This is a genomic window from Kitasatospora sp. YST-16 (genome assembly GCF_026802215.1).
GTDB classification, from domain to species: Bacteria; Actinomycetota; Actinomycetes; order Streptomycetales; family Streptomycetaceae; genus Kitasatospora; species Kitasatospora cineracea.
In genome coordinates this window covers 920970-934930 of sequence record NZ_CP113837.1, presented here as the reverse complement: position 1 = coordinate 934930, position 13961 = coordinate 920970, and the positions used below count along the sequence as shown (strand labels likewise).

Sequence of the window (13961 nt, the reverse complement as noted above, 5' to 3'; positions counted from 1 at the left end):
GGCACACCCAGTGGCGGCACCCAGCACAGGCAGGACGGGCAGGGGCGACAAGGGCGGGAAGGGCGACGGGGGCGGGAAGAAGTCCCGCGGCGCCAAGCGGATGCCGAAGAAGCTCTACGAGGACGAACTGCTCCGCCTCCAGCGCGAACTGGTCAAGCTCCAGGAATGGGTCCGCACCGAGGGCGTCCGGATGGTGATCGTCTTCGAGGGCCGGGACGCCGCCGGCAAGGGCGGCGCCATCAAGCGCGTCACCGAGTACCTCAACCCCCGGATCGCCCGGATCGCCGCCCTGCCCGCCCCCACCGAGCGCCAGCGCGGCCAGTGGTACTTCCAGCGCTACGTCGAGCAGCTCCCGGCGGCCGGCGAGATGGTCCTGTTCGACCGCTCCTGGTACAACCGGGCCGGCGTCGAGAAGGTGATGGGCTTCTGCACCGACGAGGAGTACTGGCAGTTCCTGCACCAGTGCCCCACCTTCGAACGGATGCTGGTCGAGGCCGGCATCCTGCTGCGCAAGTACTGGTTCTCGGTCAGCGACGTCGAACAGGAACGCCGCTTCCGCGACCGGCTCGACGACCCGATGCGGCAGTGGAAGCTCTCCCCGATGGACGTCGAGTCCATCACCCGCTGGGAGGACTACTCGCGGGCCAAGGACGAGATGTTCGTCTACACCGACATCCCCGAATCACCCTGGAACGTCGTCGACAGCGACGACAAGCGCCGCGCCCGACTCAACATGATCGCCCACCTGCTCTCCACCGTCCCGTACCACGAGGTGGTCAAGCCCGCCGTCACCCTGCCGCCCCGCCCCGCCCCGCGCGGCTACCAGCGGCCGCCGCGCGACCTCCAGAAGTACGTCTTCGACCACGCCGCGACGGTGCTGGCCCAGGCCGGGAAGTAGGGTCGAGCAATGGCGAAGTACTTCGACGTGCACCCCGAGACGCCCCAGCCGCGCACCATCTCCACCGTGGTGGCGAGCATCCGGGACGGCGCCCTCATCGCGTACCCCACCGACTCCTGTTTCGCGCTCGGCTGCCGGCTGGACAACCGGGACGCACTGGACCGGATCCGCACCATCCGGCGGCTCGACGACCGGCACCACTTCACCCTGATGTGCCAGGACTTCGCCCAGCTGGGCAAGTTCGCGCAACTCGACAACAACGTCTTCCGCGCCGTCAAGGCCGCGACGCCCGGCAGCTACACCTTCATCCTCCCCGCCACCAAGGAGGTGCCGCGCCGGCTGCTGCACCCCAAGAAGAAGACCGTCGGCGTCCGCATCCCCGACCACGCCGTCACCCAGGCCCTGCTCGCCGAACTCGGCGAACCCCTGGTCTCCAGCACCCTGCTGCTGCCCGGCGAGGAGGAACCGATGACGCAGGGCTGGGAGATCAAGGAGAGCCTCGACCACGTCCTGGACGCGGTGGTCGACTCCGGCGACTGCGGGACGGTGCCGACCACGGTGGTCGACTTCTCGGACGGGGTGCCGGAGATCGTCCGTTACGGGGCGGGGGACCCGGAGCGCTTCGAGCAGTAGGGCGCTCCCCGGCCCCCCGCGTTGTCGGAGCCGTCGCATAGGCTCGGAGCGTGGACGAGCCCGACCTTTTCACGCACGCCGCCGAGGAACGCCAGAGCTCCGAGCCCGGGCGCGCCCCGCTCGCGGTGCGGATGCGGCCGCGGACGTTGGACGAGGTGGCGGGGCAGCAGCAGTTGCTCAAGGACGGGTCGCCGCTGCGGCGGCTGGTCGCGGGGGCGAAGGGCCCGGCGGCGACGAGTTCGGTGATCCTGTGGGGGCCGCCGGGGACGGGCAAGACCACGCTGGCGCACGTGATCAGCCAGGCGGTGGAGGGCCGGTTCGTCGAGCTCTCGGCGATCACGCACGGGGTCAAGGAAGTCCGGGCGGTGATCGACGGGGCCCGGCGGGCGGTCGGGATGAGCGGCCGGGAGACGGTGCTGTTCCTGGACGAGATCCACCGCTTCTCCAAGGCCCAGCAGGACTCGCTGCTGCCCGCGGTGGAGAACCGCTGGGTCACCCTGATCGCGGCGACCACCGAGAACCCGTACTTCTCGGTGATCTCCCCGCTGCTGTCGCGCAGCCTGCTGCTGACCCTGGAGTCGCTCACCGACGAGGACGTCCGGACCCTGCTGCGCCGGGCCGCCGCCGACGAGCGCGGGCTGGGCGGCAGCGTGGAGTTGAGCCCGGAGGCCGAGGACCACCTGGTGCGGCTGGCGGGGGGCGACGCGCGGCGGGCGCTGACCACGCTGGAGGCGGCGGCGGGGGCGGCGCTGGAGCAGGGCGAGAAGGTGCTGACCCTGGCGGCGACCGAGACGGCGGTCAACCAGGCCGCGGTGCGCTACGACCGGGACGGCGACCAGCACTACGACGTGGCGAGCGCGCTGATCAAGTCGATCCGGGGCAGCGACGTGGACGCCACCCTGCACTACCTGGCCCGGATGATCGAGGCGGGGGAGGACCCGCGCTTCATCGCCCGGCGCCTGATGATCTCCGCCAGCGAGGACGTCGGCCTGGCCGACCCGACGGCGCTGTCCACCGCGGTGGCCGCCGCGCAGGCGGTCGCGCTGATCGGCTTCCCGGAGGCGCGGATCATCCTGTCCCAGGCGGCGATCGCGCTGGCCCTGGCGCCCAAGTCGAACGCGGCGTACCTGGCGATCGACGCCGCGCTGGCGGACGTCCGGCAGGGCCTGGCCGGGGCGGTGCCCGCGCACCTGCGGGACGCGCACTACGGCGGGGCGAAGAAGCTCGGGCACGGCAAGGGCTACCAGTACCCGCACGACCTGCCGGAGGGCATCGCCGCGCAGCAGTACGCGCCGGACGAGGTGCACGGCAAGGAGTACTACCGGCCGACCCGGCGGGGCGGCGAGGCCCGGTACGCGGAGATCGCGGAGTGGACCAGGGCCCGGCTCAAGGGGCAGTGAATCCGGCCCGTCCGGAGCCTGTAGACTGGCTCGCAGTGTGTCCCGGGCCCGGGGTTCCGCGAGGAGCGACCGGCCGCACCAGCGGGGCACTGAACGGGGGCCTCCCGCGAGGGAGTTCCCCAGGAGCGGCGCGCACCGGCCTTCGGTGTCGCGGGTCGTCCACCACCCTTCCCGGTCGTGGGTGTCCCGTGTGCAAGCACATAGTGCCCGGTCGCGGAGAGCGGCTGACCGTCCGGCAACGGGCGGTTTTTCTCCGGGCCGCGAGAAGCGTCCTCCGTCAACACCTGGTGACAGCCGTATCTGAACAGGAAAAGGAAACATGGCGAACCAGAAGCGCCCCAAGGTCAAGATCGCCCGTGCTCTCGGCGTTCCGCTGACCCCGAAGTCCGTCAAGTACTTCGAGGCCCGTCCGTACCCGCCCGGCCAGCACGGCCGCGGCCGCAAGCAGAACTCTGACTACAAGGTCCGTCTGACCGAGAAGCAGCGTCTGCGCGCGCAGTACGACCTCAGCGAGAAGCAGATGGCGCGTGCCTTCGAGGCCGCCAAGAAGATCGAGGGCAAGACGGGCGAGGCCCTGGTCGGCCTGCTCGAGGTCCGCCTCGACTCCCTGGTCCTGCGTTCGGGCATCGCCCGCACCATCTACCAGGCCCGCCAGATGGTCGTGCACGGCCACATCCAGGTCAACGGTGCGAAGGTCAACAAGCCCTCGTTCCAGCTGAAGCCGGGCTACGTCGTCACGGTGAAGGAAAAGTCCAAGGAGAAGGTCCCCTTCCAGGTGGCTCGCGAGGGCGGCAACGCCGGCGAGGGCCAGACCCCGAAGTACCTCGAGGTCAACCTGAAGGCCCTGGCCTTCCGCCTGGACCGCGCGCCGCAGCGCCGCGAGGTTCCGGTCGTCTGCGACGAGCAGCTCGTCGTCGAGTACTACTCGCGCTGACCCGCGAGCGGAACGCCCCCTCGGTCCTCGGACCGCGGGGGCGTTTCCCGTTCCCGGACCGCCCGCGGGCCGGCGGGCGGGGTCAGGCGCCGACGGGGGAGTACGGGCGGGCCGGGTCGAGCGGCGGGCCGGGGCGGTCGGTGCCGCCGCCGTCCGCGGGCGGTTCGGGGGAGCCGCCGTCGAGGGCGCGGCGGACGGCGGCGTCCAGGTCGAGCCGGGAGCCGAGCCGGAAGGCCGCCGCGTAGGCGTCGCCGCTGAGGCCGCCGCGGGCGCGCCGCTCGCACTCCAGGTGCGGGCCGTTGAAGGAGCGGGAGCCGAAGAACGGGGTGCCGACGGCCCGCCAGAGCCGGTGCGCGGCGCCCTGCAGGACGCGGGCCTCGTGCAGGTCGGCGTCCGGGCCCTCGGTGGCCAGCAGGGCCAGCAGGTCCATCGCCAGCACGATGCCCAGCAGGTCGCGGAACAGGTGGTTCAGCCGCATCGACTCGCGGGCGAAGGACCGGGCCAGCCGCAGGTCGCCGGCCTGCCGCCGGGCGAAGGCCATCGCGTACAGGCAGTAGCCGTACGCCCACTGCTCGCCGTGCTCCTCGCAGGTCTCCCGGAGGCGTTCGATGCCGGCCCGGCCGCGTTCCTCGTCGCCCTGGAAGAGCCGGGCCAGGGCGAGTTCGAACATCGCCATCAGGACGTTGGAGTTGAGTTCGCCGAGGGTGTCGTAGTGCCACAGCGCCTCCTCGAACAGCTCGGCGGCGCGGGCCGGGTCGTCGCCGATCAGGGCCGCGCAGCCCTGGCGGTGGACGGCGTAGGCCAGGGCCCGGTCGTCGCCGGTCTCCAGGGCCTGGCGGCGGCACTCCTCGAGGGCGGGGCGGGCCCGGTCCAGGTCGCCCTGGAGGGTGGCGAGGTAGCCGGTGACCCAGAGCGCCTTGGCCCGGGCGTCGGTGGGTTCGGGGGCGAGCGCGAGGGCCCGGTCGAGCCAGTGCCGGCCCTCGCCGAGGTGGCCGGTGCCGACCCAGAAGTACCAGAGGGTGCCGGCCAGGACGAGGGCGAGCTGCTCCTCGCCGGGCTCGGCGAGCGAGAACTCCAGCGCGGAGCGGAGGTTGGGGTGGGCGAGCCGGGTGCGTTCGGCGGTCTCGGCCTGCCGGGGGCCGAACCACTCGACCTCGCCCCAGGTGGCGACGCCGAGGTACCAGTCGCGGTGGCGGCGCAGCAGCCGCCGGTCGTCGCCGCCCGCCCGCAGCCAGTGGGCGCCGTACTCGCGCAGGGTGTCGAGCATCCGGAAGCGGACGGTGCCCTCGCCGTCGAGGCGTTCCAGCACGGACTTGTCGACCAGCGAGTCGACGAGTTCGCACAGGTCGTCCTGGTCCAGGCCGCGGCCGGCGCAGACGTACTCGGCGGCGTCCAGGTCGAAGCCGCCGGCGAAGACCGAGAGGCGGGCCCAGAGTAAACGTTCCTGCATCGTGCAGAGCTCGTGGCTCCAGCCGATCGCGGTGCGCAGCGTCCGGTGCCGGGCCGGGGCCGTCCGCTCGCCGCCGGTGAGCAGCCGGAAGCGGTCGTCCAGCCGGGCCGCCAGCTGCTCGACGGACAGCGCGCGCAGCCGCCCGGCGGCCAGCTCCAGGGCCAGCGGGATGCCGTCCAGCCGGCGGCAGAGCAGGGCCACCCCGGCCCGGTTGCGCGGCTCCAGCCGGAAGCCCGGCCGGACGGCCGCGGCCCGGTCGGCGAACAGCAGCATCGCCTCCGGGTCCGCCCCGTCGCCGTCGGCCGCCAGGTACGGCAGCGGGGCCAGCGGCAGCAGGTGCTCGCCCGCGGCGCGCAGCGACTGCCGGGAGGTGGCGAGCACCCGCAGGCCCGGTGCGGCGCGCAGCAGCGCGTCCGCCAGCTCGGCGCAGGCGTCCACCAGGTGCTCGCAGCCGTCCAGCACCAACAGGGCCTCGCGGTCGGCGAGTTGCTCGACCAGGACGTCCAGCGGCGGGCGGGCGGTGTGGTCGGTCAGCTGCAGCGCCTCCAGCACGGCGTGGCCGAGTAGCAGCGGGTCCTGGACGGGGGCGAGCTCGGCCAGGTGCGCGCCGTCCGGGAACCCGGGGGCCAGCCGGGCGGCGGCGCGCAGCGCCAGGCGGGACTTGCCGACGCCGCCCGGGCCGGTCACCGTGACCAGCCGGGCCCGGGCCACCAGGGCGGACAGCCCGTCGAGTTCGGCGGCCCGGCCGACGAAGCTGGTGACCTCGGCGGGCAGCCGGCCCGGGCTCCTCGACGCTGCCGACGTGCTGTTCATGGGACGCCCCCGTCCGTACCGGTGCACCACCGGGGACCGGCAGGAGACCGGAACCGGCGGGCCCGCGTTCCGCGAGCCACACCCCCAACGAGGTGACCTGACGGTAGGTTACGCGCCGGGTTCGCACACCCGACCGGGCCGGGGGCCGGGCCACCGGCGGATATACCGGTCGGGGAGCGAGCCGTGGTCACGGTAGGGTTCAACCCTGGGATCGCAAGAGTTTCGCAAGCACAGCCGAGGGAGCGCGCGAAGGTGTCCGTGGGAGAGCTGGCCGGGCTGCTGGTGGCCGTCTTCTGGGCGGTCCTGGTCACCCTGCTCGCCGTGGTGCTGGTGCGGCTGTCCAAGGTGCTGCGGGAGGCGACCGCGCTGGTCTCCGCCGTCACCGAGCAGGCCGTGCCGCTGCTGCAGGACGCGAACAGCGCCGTCCGCAGCGCGCACGAGCAGCTGGAGCGGGTCGACGAGATCACCGCCAACGTGCAGGACGCGGCGGCCGACGCCAAGGCGCTGTCCTCGACCGTGGCGGCGACGCTGGGCGGGCCGCTGGTGAAGCTGGCGGCGTTCAGCTACGGCGTCCGCAAGGCCGCCGCCCGGCAGCAGGCCGGGCCGGTCGGGGTGCCGCAACAGGCCGGTGAGCGCGAGGAGTTGGCCCGGATGATCCGGGCCGAGGTGCGGGCCCAGGCGGCCCCGCGCGGCGGGCTGCTGGCCAAGGTCCGCCGGGCCGTGAGGGGCTGACCGCGATGGTGCGCAGGATCTTCTGGATGGCCGTCGGCGCGGGTGCCGCGGTCTGGGCCGCGAACAAGGCCAACGAGGCGGTGCACCGCCTCACCCCGGACTCGCTGTCCGGCACCGCCGCCCGCGGCGCGCTCCAGCTCGGCGACGCCGCCAGGCGCTTCGCCCGGGACGTCCGCTCCGGCATGGACGAGCGCGAGCGCCAGCTGCGCGCCGACCTCGGCCTGGACGGCACCGCCGTGGTCGAGCCGCCGCGCCGCCGGGCGCTGGGCGGACCGGCGGCCGCCGACGACGGGGTCCGAGCTATCTCGGCGGCCCCGGGCTCCCCGGCCGCCGCCCTGCCCCCGTCCTCGCGCACCGAGCGCCGCACCACCCCCCAGACCATCGTTGCCAAGCCCCGACAGCGCGAGCTGCCGGGCCGCACGACCGACCGGAAGGACCCCCACTGATGGAGTCGGCAGAGATCCGCCGCCGCTGGCTGCGCTTCTTCGAGGAGCGCGGCCACACCGTCGTACCGTCGGCCTCGCTGGTCGCCGACGACCCCACCCTGCTGCTGGTCAACGCCGGCATGGTGCCCTTCAAGCCGTACTTCCTGGGCGAGGTCAAGCCGCAGTTCTCGCGCGCGACCAGCGTGCAGAAGTGCGTCCGCACGCTGGACATCGAGGAGGTCGGGAAGACCACCCGGCACGGCTCGTTCTTCCAGATGTGCGGCAACTTCTCGTTCGGCGACTACTTCAAGGAAGGCGCCATCACGTTCGCCTGGGAGCTGCTCACCAGCTCCGTGGCGGACGGCGGCTACGGCCTCGACCCGGAGAAGCTCTGGATCACCGTCTACCAGGACGACGACGAGGCCGAGCAGATCTGGCGCGACGTGATCGGCGTCCCGTCCGAGCGGATCCAGCGCCTGGGCATGAAGGACAACTTCTGGTCGATGGGCGTCCCCGGCCCGTGCGGCCCGTGCTCGGAGATCAACTACGACCGCGGCCCCGCGTACGGCGAGGAGGGCGGCCCGGCGGTCAACGGCGAGCGCTACCTGGAGATCTGGAACCTGGTCTTCATGCAGTACGAGCGCGGCCACGGCGACGGCAAGGACGGGTTCGAGATCCTCGGCGACCTGCCGAGCAAGAACATCGACACCGGCCTCGGCCTGGAGCGCCTCGCCGCCGTCCTGCAGGGCGTCGACAACCTCTTCGAGATCGACACCTCGCGGATGATCCTCGACCGCGCCGCCGAGCTCACCGGCCACACCTACGGCGCCGACCACAAGTCGGACGTCTCGCTGCGCGTGGTCACCGACCACTTCCGCACCGCGCTGATGCTGGTCGGCGACGGCGTCACCCCCGGCAACGAGGGCCGCGGCTACGTGCTGCGCCGCATCCTGCGCCGGGCGATCCGCAACATGCGGCTGCTGGGCGCCACCGAGCCGGTCGCCAAGGACCTGATCGACATCTCGATCAAGGCGATGGCCCCGCAGTACCCGGAGCTGGAGACCGACCGCAAGCGGATCGAGACGGTCGTGGTCGCCGAGGAGAACGCCTTCCTCCAGACCCTGCGCTCCGGCACCAACCTGCTGGACGCCGCCGTCACCGAGACCCGCCAGTCCGGCGGCGCGGTGCTCTCCGGCGAGCAGGCGTTCAAGCTGCACGACACCTACGGCTTCCCGATCGACCTCACCCTGGAGATGGCCGAGGAGCAGGGCCTCCAGGTCGACGAGGCCGGCTTCCGCCGCCTGATGCAGGAGCAGCGCGACCGCGCCAAGGCCGACGCCAGGGCGAAGAAGATGGGCCACGCCGACGTCGCCGCGTACCGCGAGGTCGCCGACAAGGCCGGCGCCTCCGTCTTCACCGGCTACGCCAACACCGAGGGCGAGGCCACCGTGGTCGGCCTGCTGGTGGACGGCGTCCCCTCGCCGGCCGCCACCGAGGGCGACGAGGTCGAGATCGTCCTCGACCGCACCCCGTTCTACGCCGAGGGCGGCGGCCAGCTCGCCGACCACGGCCGGATCCGGCTGGACTCCGGCGCGGTGGTCGAGATCCGCGACGTCCAGCAGCCGGTGCCCGGCGTGATCGTGCACTCCGGCGGGGTGCTGTTCGGTGAGGTGGTGCTCGGCGCGTCCGCGTACGCCACCATCGACACCGACCGCCGCCGGGCCGTCTCGCGCGCCCACTCGGCCACCCACCTGACCCACCAGGCGCTGCGCGACGCGCTCGGCCCGACCGCGGCCCAGGCCGGTTCGGAGAACGCGCCGGGCCGCTTCCGGTTCGACTTCGGCTCGCCCGCGGCCGTCCCCGGCTCGGTGCTGACCGACGTCGAGCAGAAGATCAACGAGGTGCTGGTCCGCGAACTCGACGTCACCGCCGAGGTGATGACGATGGACGAGGCCCGCAAGCAGGGCGCCATCGCCATGTTCGGCGAGAAGTACGGCGACTCGGTGCGCGTGGTCACCATCGGCGACTTCTCCAAGGAGCTGTGCGGCGGCACGCACGTCGGCAACACCGCCCAGCTGGGCCTGGTGAAGCTGCTCGGCGAGTCCTCGATCGGCTCCGGCGTGCGCCGGGTCGAGGCGCTGGTCGGCGTCGACGCGTACAAGTTCCTGGCCCGCGAGCACACCGTGGTCTCCCAGCTGACCGAGCTGGTCAAGGGCCGCCCGGAGGAGCTGCCGGAGAAGATCTCCGGGATGCTCGCCAAGCTCAAGGACGCCGAGAAGGAGATCGAGAAGTTCCGCGCGGAGAAGGTCCTCGCGGCCGCGGCCGGCCTGGCCGCGGGCGCCGAGGACGTCCGGGGCGTGGCCCTGGTCGCCGCCCGGGTCGGTGACGGCACCGGCGCGGACGAGCTGCGCAAGCTGGTGCTGGACATCCGGGCCCGGCTCGGCAACCGCCCGGCCGTGGTCGCCGCGTTCACCGTGGCGAACGACCGCCCGCTGACCGTCATCGCCACCAGCGAGGACGCCCGCGCGCGCGGCATCAAGGCCGGCGAGCTGGTCCGCGCCGCGGCCAAGACCCTCGGCGGCGGCGGTGGCGGCAAGGACGACGTCGCGCAGGGCGGCGGCACGAACCCGGCCGCGGTCGGCGAGGCGATCGCCGCCGTCCGGGCGCTGGTCGCGGAGCGGGCTTCCTGATGGAGCCCGAGCAGCCCGAGGAGAAGGTCTTCCGGCGCGGCCGGCGGATCGCCGTCGACGTGGGTGACGCCCGGATCGGGGTCGCGGTCTGCGACCCCGACGGGCTGATCGCCACGCCGGTGGAGACCGTCCCCGCCGGGGGCCGCTCGCAGGCCCGGCTGAAGGCGATCGTCGAGGAGTACGACGCCGTCGAGGTGGTGGTCGGCCTGCCGCGCTCGCTGAACGGCAAGGAGGGCCCGGCCGCCGCCAAGGTCCGCGAGTACGCGGGCCGGCTGGCCGGCCTGCTGCACCCGGTCGGGGTGCGGCTGGTGGACGAGCGGATGACCACCGTCACCGCCGCCGCCGGGCTGCGGGCCTCCGGGCGGTCGTCCAAGAAGGGCCGCTCGGTGATCGACCAGGCCGCCGCCGTGGTCATCCTGCAGTCGGCCCTGGAGACCGAACGGGTGAGCGGTCGGGCGCCCGGTGAGAGTGTCGAGCCGGTCAACTGACCGGTACGGGTTAGCTTCCCGGTAGAGGGGCCCGTGCGGGCGCGCGTCCGCACGGGCCCCTCTCTCCTTGCCCGCCGCCGGAAGGGCCCCCGTGACCGACCCGTACACCGCGCCCGGACTCACCCCCGGCCACCTCGGTGCCCCCGTCGTCGAGCCCGAGGGCGCCCCGCCCGGCCTGCCGTACGGCGTCGAGCCGCCGGACCCGCGGCAGGTCCGCACCGGCGCCGCGTGCTGCCTCAGCGTCGCCGGGCTGATCGGGGTGGCGATGGCCGCGGCGCTCGCGCTGTTCGTGCTCTGGCCCGAGGGCAAGCAGCCCGCCCCCGACTACCCGGGCGGCGGCACCGGCCAGGTCCAGGTGTCGGTGGCGCAGGGCGCCAGCCTCACCCAGATCGGCAAGGTCCTGACGGCCAAACACGTGGTGGCCTCCGCCCGGGCGTTCACCGACGCCGCGGCCAGGAGCCCGGCCGGCAGCAACGTCCACCCCGGCACGTACACCCTCAAGGAGAAGATGTCGGCGGTCTCGGCGCTCAACGTGCTGCTCGACCCGTCCAACGCCAACGCCCTGACCGTTCCCGAGGGTTGGCGCTCCACCCAGGTCTTCGCCGCGATCGACACCCGGCTCGGCCTGAAGCCCGGCACCGCCAAGGCCACCGCCGAGCAGCACCTCGCCGATCTGGGCCTGCCCGCCGACGCCGCCGGGCACATCGAGGGCTACCTCTACCCCGCCACCTACCCCGTGACCGGCGACAGCACCCCCCTGACGCTCCTTCAAGACATGGTAAAGGAGGCCGACGGCAACCTGGAGGGCCCCTCCGTCACCGACGCCGCCACCGCCAACGGCGTGACCCCCTACGGGCTGTTGGCCGTCGCGAGCCTCGCCCAGGCCGAGGCCGACAACCCCGAGGACATGGCCAAGGTCGCCCGGGTCGTCTACAACCGCCTCGCAAAGAAGATGCCGCTCCAACTCGACTCCACCATCAACTACGCACTCGGCCGCTCCACCCTCACCACCACCCAGGACGACACCAAACTCGACTCGCCCTTCAACACCTACGCCCACCCCGGCCTCCCGCCGACCCCCATCGGCAACCCCGGCCGGGACGCGCTGCGCGCCGCCCTCCACCCCGCCGACGGTGACTGGCTGTACTTCGTCACCGTCCAGCCCGGGGACACCCGCTTCACCGACAGCGAGGAGCAGCAGCGCAAGAACGTCGACGAGTTCAACGCCTACCGCGCCCAGCACGCCTCGCCCCCGGCCTCGGCGTCCGCCTCCCCGTGAACGACAGCGGTCAGTGACGGTCCTTGGCTACGCTGCGGTACGGTAGCGTCTCCGACCACGTGCCGCGCGGACAGCACGCGGGTTCGATGGACACCCTGGACGCTGTAAGGGGATCGATGACTGATCAGAGCGGGCGCTACGGCTCCCAGGGCGACCAGCCGTGGTACCCCGGCGAACAGCCCCAGCCCCAGGGCCCGTACGGGCAGCAGGACTACCCCCAGCAGTACCCCCAGGGGTACCCGCAGCAGCAGGGCGGCGTGCCGCAGGACGGCTCCTACGGCGGGCAGCAGCAGTTCGTGCAGCAGCAGCCGGGCATGCAGCAACCGGGCATGCAACAACCGGGCATGCAGCAGGGCGGGATACCGCAGGGCTACCCGCAGCAGGGCGTGCCGCAGGGCGGTTCGTACGGCGGCCAGCAGCAGTTCGTCCAGCAGCAGGGGTACCCGCAGCAGCAGGGCGGCGTGCCGCAGGACGGCTCCTACGGCGGGCAGCAGCAGTTCGTGCGGCAGCAGCCGGGGATGCAGCAGCCGGGCTACCCGCAGGGGCAGCCGGTGCCGCAGCAGATGCCGATGGGGCAGGGCCACCAGGGCCACCCGCAGCAGCAGGGCGGCGTGCCGCAGGGCGGTTCGTACGGCGGGCAGCAGCAGTTCGTCCCGCAGCAGCCCGGCGCCCGCCAGGGCATGCCGGGGCCGCAGGGCATGGTCCAGCAGGGCACCCCGCCGCACGGCTTCCCGGTCGGGCAGTTGCAGGGGCAGCAGCTCCAGCAGCCGGGCATGCCGCAGCCGGGCATGCAGCAGCGCCCCGTGCCGGGCCGGCCCGGGCCGGGAGGCCCGCAGCAGCAGCGCCCCGCCGCCGCGGGCGGGCCCGAGCCGGCCGGGGGCCCCGGGCCGGACGGGATCGACTGGGAGGCGGAGGCCGCCGCCCTCGACGCCCCGCCGGCCGGACGCCGCGGCGCCGCCGCCGCGGTCGACGAGCGGGCCGACCAGGAGCACGAGGACTGGGCCGAGGACGAGTACCTGGACGAGGAGGCGGCCGAGGACGACTCGTTCTTCTCCGAGCAGGACAACTCCCGCGAGGCCGAGCGCAAGCGCAAGGAGAAGGGCAAGAAGTCGGGCCGCCGCAACAGCGGCGCCTGCCTGGTGGTCGCCCTGGTGCTGCTCGGCGGCCTGGGCGGCGCCGGCTGGTGGGGCTACGGCTTCTACCAGCAGCACTTCGGCCCGCCGCCGGACTTCAAGGGCGACGGCACCGGCTCGGTGAACATCACCGTCAAGGACGGCGCCGGCGGCGACGCGATCGGCAAGGCCCTGGTCGAAGCGGGCGTGGTCAAGAGCATCAAGGCGTTCAGCGCCGCGTACGAGAAGGACCCGCGGGGCCGCGGCATCCAGCCCGGCGTCTACACCATGAAGCACCAGATGTCCGCCGCCGCGGCGTTCAAGGAGCTGGTGGACTCCAACGGCGGCAACGCGCTGATCATCCCCGAGGGGCTGCGGGCCTCCGCGATCTACGCCAAGATCGACGCCAAGCTGAAGCTCCAGGCGGGCACCACGGCGAACGTCGCCAAGGACCAGGCCGGCAGCCTGGGCCTGCCCGCGTACGCCAACAACAACCCCGAGGGCTTCCTCTGGCCGACCCGCTACTCGGTCGCCGACGGCATGAAGCCCGAGGACCTGCTCAAGCAGATGGTGGCCAACGCCGTCCAGAAGTACGGCGACCTCAAGCTGGACGAGGCGGCGCAGAAGCTCGGCCTGAAGAACGCGTACGAGGTGGTGACCGAGGCCAGCATCCTGCAGGCCGAGGGCAACAACTCGGAGGACTTCGGCAAGATGGCCCGCGCCATGTCCAACCGCCTGACCACCAACGTCACCCAGCACAAGCTGGGCGTGGACACCACCCTGCAGTACTCGCTGGGCCGCACCAAGCTCACCGAGCAGGAGATCAACGACGGGTCGAACAAGTACAACTCGTACATCAACCCGGGCCTGCCGCCGACCCCGATCGGCAACCCCGGCGAGGAGGCGCTCGACGCCGTGCTCAACCCGACGCCGGGCGACTGGGTGTTCTGGCTGGCCGTCTCGCCGCAGGAGACCAAGTTCGCGGCGACCGACGCGGAGCACGCCAAGAACACCGAGGCGTGGTGCCTCGGCAAGGGCATGAAGTACGACTCCAAGCACGTCGCCTGCACGTCCTGACCGGCCGCGGGCCGGGGCGTCCGGTGGTCG

11 protein-coding genes are annotated in these 13961 nt (G+C 73.0%); 10 read left to right on the top strand and 1 reads right to left on the bottom strand.

Features of this window, described 5'->3' with window-relative positions; all coding sequences use genetic code 11:
- Positions 1-100 precede the first annotated feature (100 nt).
- From ppk2 to rpsD, 4 genes are all read left to right on the top strand, one after another.
- A complete protein-coding gene (gene ppk2 / locus OU787_RS04295) occupies positions 101-898 on the top strand; it encodes a polyphosphate kinase 2 (protein WP_030459138.1) in 798 nt (265 codons plus the stop codon).
- Positions 899-907: 9 nt separating this feature from the next.
- The gene (locus OU787_RS04290) at positions 908-1531 is read left to right on the top strand and encodes an L-threonylcarbamoyladenylate synthase (protein WP_030459139.1); all 624 of its coding nucleotides are present in this window, start codon (positions 908-910) and stop codon (positions 1529-1531) included.
- A 50-nt stretch (positions 1532-1581) separates the two neighbouring features.
- Positions 1582-2931: a replication-associated recombination protein A gene (locus OU787_RS04285; protein WP_030459140.1), complete on the top strand. Its 1350-nt coding sequence runs from the start codon at positions 1582-1584 to the stop codon at positions 2929-2931.
- Between the two features lie 319 nt (positions 2932-3250).
- On the top strand, positions 3251-3865 hold the full coding sequence (gene rpsD / locus OU787_RS04280; protein WP_030459141.1) for a 30S ribosomal protein S4: 615 nt from the start codon (positions 3251-3253) through the stop codon (positions 3863-3865).
- A gap of 82 nt (positions 3866-3947) precedes the next feature.
- On the opposite strand, the gene OU787_RS04275 is transcribed toward rpsD, so the two are convergent.
- Positions 3948-6128, bottom strand: coding sequence for an ATP-binding protein (locus OU787_RS04275; RefSeq protein ID WP_030459142.1), 2181 nt, complete (start codon positions 6126-6128; stop codon positions 3948-3950).
- Positions 6129-6380: 252 nt separating this feature from the next.
- Here OU787_RS04275 and OU787_RS04270 point away from each other — a divergent pair, with 252 nt between their 5' ends.
- The 6 genes from OU787_RS04270 to mltG (OU787_RS04245) all read left to right on the top strand — a co-directional run bounded on the left by OU787_RS04270 (position 6381) and on the right by mltG (OU787_RS04245) (position 13931).
- The gene (locus tag OU787_RS04270; protein ID WP_035954619.1) at positions 6381-6860 is read left to right on the top strand and encodes a DUF948 domain-containing protein; all 480 of its coding nucleotides are present in this window, start codon (positions 6381-6383) and stop codon (positions 6858-6860) included.
- A gap of 5 nt (positions 6861-6865) precedes the next feature.
- A complete protein-coding gene (locus OU787_RS04265; RefSeq protein ID WP_268658597.1) occupies positions 6866-7306 on the top strand; it encodes a DUF6167 family protein in 441 nt (146 codons plus the stop codon).
- Complete coding sequence (alaS, locus tag OU787_RS04260) at positions 7306-9975, top strand: alanine--tRNA ligase (protein ID WP_030459145.1); 2670 nt, start codon at positions 7306-7308, stop codon at positions 9973-9975. Before OU787_RS04265 ends, alaS begins: the two co-directional genes overlap by 1 nt.
- Complete coding sequence (gene ruvX, locus OU787_RS04255; RefSeq protein WP_030459146.1) at positions 9975-10463, top strand: Holliday junction resolvase RuvX; 489 nt, start codon at positions 9975-9977, stop codon at positions 10461-10463. The genes alaS and ruvX overlap by 1 nt, the downstream gene beginning before the upstream one ends.
- A 91-nt stretch (positions 10464-10554) precedes the next feature.
- A complete protein-coding gene (gene mltG, locus OU787_RS04250; protein ID WP_268658596.1) occupies positions 10555-11742 on the top strand; it encodes an endolytic transglycosylase MltG in 1188 nt (395 codons plus the stop codon).
- A 116-nt stretch (positions 11743-11858) separates the two neighbouring features.
- Complete coding sequence (gene mltG, locus OU787_RS04245; protein WP_268658595.1) at positions 11859-13931, top strand: endolytic transglycosylase MltG; 2073 nt, start codon at positions 11859-11861, stop codon at positions 13929-13931.
- Positions 13932-13961: the final 30 nt, after the last annotated feature.

Coding starts and splice junctions, on each gene's coding strand:
- rpsD (WP_030459141.1), top strand. CDS start 3,251: ATGGCGAACCAGAAGCGCCCCAAGGTCAAGATCGCCCGTGCTCTCGGC.
- ppk2 (WP_030459138.1), top strand. CDS start 101: ATGCCGAAGAAGCTCTACGAGGACGAACTGCTCCGCCTCCAGCGCGAA.
- mltG (WP_268658595.1), top strand. CDS start 11,859: ATGACTGATCAGAGCGGGCGCTACGGCTCCCAGGGCGACCAGCCGTGG.
- OU787_RS04265 (WP_268658597.1), top strand. CDS start 6,866: ATGGTGCGCAGGATCTTCTGGATGGCCGTCGGCGCGGGTGCCGCGGTC.
- OU787_RS04290 (WP_030459139.1), top strand. CDS start 908: ATGGCGAAGTACTTCGACGTGCACCCCGAGACGCCCCAGCCGCGCACC.
- ruvX (WP_030459146.1), top strand. CDS start 9,975: ATGGAGCCCGAGCAGCCCGAGGAGAAGGTCTTCCGGCGCGGCCGGCGG.
- alaS (WP_030459145.1), top strand. CDS start 7,306: ATGGAGTCGGCAGAGATCCGCCGCCGCTGGCTGCGCTTCTTCGAGGAG.
- OU787_RS04275 (WP_030459142.1), bottom strand. CDS start 6,128: ATGAACAGCACGTCGGCAGCGTCGAGGAGCCCGGGCCGGCTGCCCGCC.